Raw genomic sequence first — 3,304 nt, forward strand, 5'->3', positions numbered from 1 at the left:
GAGTTCCGTCGTCAGGCCGTCGACTTGTACGAGTCCACGCCGGGGGCCACGGTCCGCGGCATCGCTGAGGACCTGGGCATCGTGCGCGGCACGCTGCGCCACTGGCTCGAGGCGTATGGGACCGGCAGGAAGACCGCTGCCGACGGGACGTTGACCTCCAGCCCGCTGCAGTCCAAGCCCCCGACGACGAGCCTTGAGGGGCCCGCCGATGAGACACCGGAGCGGAAGATTGCCCGGCTCGAGGCGCGGGTCAACGAGCTCGAGGTCGAGACCACGAAGCTGACCACCGAGCGAGAGATTCTCCAGCGGGCGGCCAAATATTTCGCCGGGGAGACGCGCTGGTGAGTCGCTTCCAGTTCGTCGCTGACAACTCCACCACCTTCGAGGTGAAGCGACTGTGTGAGCTCGTCGAGATCGAGCGCTCGTCCTACTACGCGTGGAGAGCAGGAGCGCCGGCCCGTGCCGAGCGAGCTGTCGCCGATGCTGCACTCGTGGAACGGATCCGGGTCATCCACGCCGCTGACAACACCGTCGGCGCACCGAGGATGAGCGCCGAGCTCAACGACGGCGTCCCACCGGCCGAGCGGATCAACCACAAGCGGGTCGCGCGGGTCATGCGCGCGGCCGGCATCTTCGGCTACGTAAAGAAGCGCCGCGTGCGCACCACGATCCCCGACCAAGCCGAGGCGAAGGTCCCTGACCTGCTCCAGCGAGACTTCACCGCCCAGGCGCCGAACCAGCGTTACGTCGGCGACATCCAATGCCGACGTCGGCATTTCAGATCCTATGCCGACCTCCGAACTATGCCGATGTTCCTCACAACGGGGAGTTTCGGTGGGGCTTTCGGCGTCGGGCGGTCGGCATAGTCACAGTGATGCGAGCCAGGCGAGGATGTCGGGGTCGGGGCGGTAGGTGCCTGGTTCCACATCGGGTGGTCTCGTGCGGTCGAGGGCTGCTTGCTTGATGCTCATGTCGGCGTGGAGGTAGGCGTCGGTGCTGTGGGTGTCGGCGTGTCCGAGCCACAGCGCGATGACGGCAACGTCTACACCGGCGGCGAGGAGGTTCATCGCTGCGGTGTGCCGCAGGGTGTGCATCGTGACGTGCTTGCCGACGAGGCTGGGACAGACGATCGCTGCGGCCGCGAGGTGCTTGGTGAGGCGATGCTCGAGCGCGTCCCGGGACAGACGCTGCCCCCGGGGGCCACAGAACAACGCGGTCTCGGGCCGGGCGACCCGCTCTGTCAGGTAGGCCGTCATGGTGCTCACGGTCGCGCGCGTCAACGGGGTGATTCGTTGCCGTCGCCCTTTCCCGGTGCAGGTGACGTGGGGACCAGTGCCAAGGTGAATGTCGTCGACCGTGAGTGAGCAGATCTCGCTGATGCGAAGCCCGGTCTGCACCGTCATCGCCAGTAGTGCGTGGTCGCGTCGCCCGGTCCAGGTCGTCGGGTCGGGTGCGGCGAGGACGGCGACGACCTCGTCGGGAGTGAGGAACTCGATCACCGGCCTGGTCGTGCGTTTGGGCGGGATCGCGAGGACCTGGGTGATCGTCGCGGCGTGTTCGGGATGGTCGGGCAGGGCACGGCTGAGCACAGAGCGGATCGCGGTCAGCCGGACGTTGCGGGTCTTGGCGCTGTTGCCTCGTTCTTGTTCGAGGTAGTCGAGGAACCCGGTGATGTTCGTCGCGGTGACGGCATCAAAGTCGAGCGCGTCGGCGGTGACCCCGAGTTTCGCGGTCAGGTACTTCAGCAGCATCCGCCACGTGTCGCGGTAGGAGCCGATCGTGTTACTCGACAGGTCCCGTTGGCTGCGGGCGAAGGTCGTGAAGTAGGTCTGCAAGCTGGTGGCCAGAGCGTTCATGACCGTTCTCCTTGGGCGTTGGGTTCGAGCCTGCTGGCGGCCCGGGCCATGAGTTCGCCGGTCGCGGTCAGGTACCAGTACGTGTGGGCGGCGTCGGAGTGTCCGAGCCAGGTAGCGAGTAGCGACAGCACCCGGTCGGGGTCACCGCCATGGGTGTAGGCAGCGGTCATGTGCGCGGTAGCGAAGGTGTGTCTCAGGTCGTGCAAGCGGGGACGTGCTTTGCCGCGAGGGACGAGTCCGGCTGCTTCTCGTACTCGTTTGAACCTGGACTGGAAGGTCACGTAGACGTACCCGGTCCCCTGGGCGGTCACGAAGACCGGGCCGTGGGGGTCAGGGTGGGTGGCTACACGGGCTGGCAGAGTGAGGTACTGCTCCAGGGCTGTCGTTGTCGACGGGTGGATCGGGACGAGCCGCTCGTGAGACTTGGCAGCCTTGATCACCAGCACGTCGTTGTCGAAGTCGATGTCATCGACGCGCAGATTCAGCGCTTCCCCGATCCGCAAACCCGTGGCGGCAAGCAGCCCAATGACGGTGCGGAGGGTCGCCGCGATCCGCTCGTCGCTGAACACTTGGTCGCATGCAGCGAGCAAGGCATCGAGGTCATCTTGGCTGTAGATGAACGGCACCGCTCGGGGTTTCCTGGTCGGCAACAAGCCGTTGGGGATGACCGGGACGTCGACGCCGTTCGCGTTGAGGTAAGCGGCGAAGCGGCGCACCAAGGATAGGCGGGTGGCCCACCATGACGGGTGCGCGTCAGGGTTGAGCCGGGCCCACGTCACGGCGTCGTCGATGGTGAAGGTCTGCGTCTGCCCGCGTGCTTCGAGCCAAGTACAGAACAGGCCGACTTGTCGTTCGACGTCGTTGAGCTGGAACCCCAGGGCCCGGCGCATCAACAGATACCTGTCGAGCTGAACACGCAGCGTCGCTGGTGGCGTCGGCGTCCTCGGGGTTGTCAGGGTTGTCGGGGGTGTCATCGCGGCACCTGTCCGAACGGGACGACCAGTTCGCGCAACGACGCGAGGTCGACTTTCGCGTACGTCATCGTCGTGACGGTGTAGGCGTGACCCAGCAACTCCTTGGCTTCGGTCAACGTCCCGCCCGCGGCCAAGACGTCCATCGCAGCGGTGTGCCGCAGCCGGTGTGCGTAGATCGGATCGATGCCCGCCAAACCCGAAAGGCGGGCGATGACTCCCGAGATTCCCGAGACCGTCATCGCCTGGCGTGGCGCCCTGGTCCGCACGAACACGGCCCGGTCCAGCGCAGATGGTCGAACCCGTAGCCACGCTTCGAGCGCTTGGCCGACATCGACGGGCAGTGGCAGCACGTGCTCGCGGCCCTTGCCGGTGACTCGCATCCGCCCGCTGACCCAGTCGATGTCGTCGAGCATCAGGCGGGAGGCTTCGCCGGCTCGCAGGCCGAGCCGGACCAGAATCAAGACGAGGGCACGG

3 protein-coding genes and 1 pseudogene are annotated in these 3,304 nt (G+C 66.4%); 1 reads left to right on the forward strand and 3 read right to left on the reverse strand.

Going from position 1 to position 3,304, the window contains the following annotated elements; genetic code table 11:
- Nucleotides 1-755, forward strand: a pseudogene (locus JWN68_RS04890) (IS3 family transposase); the annotation flags it as partial.
- A 111-nt stretch (nt 756-866) separates the two neighbouring features.
- Here JWN68_RS04890 and JWN68_RS04895 read toward each other — a convergent pair.
- The 3 genes from JWN68_RS04895 to JWN68_RS04905 all read right to left on the reverse strand — a co-directional run.
- Entirely contained in the window at nt 867-1,856 is a 990-nt protein-coding gene (locus JWN68_RS04895; protein WP_297735523.1) for a tyrosine-type recombinase/integrase, read from the reverse strand.
- Nucleotides 1,853-2,746 (reverse strand): tyrosine-type recombinase/integrase, encoded by an 894-nt coding sequence (locus JWN68_RS04900; protein WP_297735527.1) that lies wholly within the window; start codon nt 2,744-2,746, stop codon nt 1,853-1,855. Before JWN68_RS04900 ends, JWN68_RS04895 begins: the two co-directional genes overlap by 4 nt.
- An 80-nt stretch (nt 2,747-2,826) precedes the next feature.
- Nucleotides 2,827-3,304, reverse strand: a 478-nt coding sequence (locus JWN68_RS04905) for a tyrosine-type recombinase/integrase (RefSeq protein ID WP_297735532.1), incomplete at its 5' end; no start/stop codon positions are given.

The sequence above is a fragment of the Nocardioides sp. genome (assembly GCF_025964975.1).
Taxonomy (GTDB): Bacteria; Actinomycetota; Actinomycetes; order Propionibacteriales; family Nocardioidaceae; genus Nocardioides.

Bases quoted from the DNA above. Each gene is read 5' to 3' on its own strand.
- JWN68_RS04895 (WP_297735523.1), bottom strand. From the start codon at position 1,856: ATGAACGCTCTGGCCACCAGCTTGCAGACCTACTTCACGACCTTCGCC.
- JWN68_RS04900 (WP_297735527.1), bottom strand. From the start codon at position 2,746: ATGCGCCGGGCCCTGGGGTTCCAGCTCAACGACGTCGAACGACAAGTC.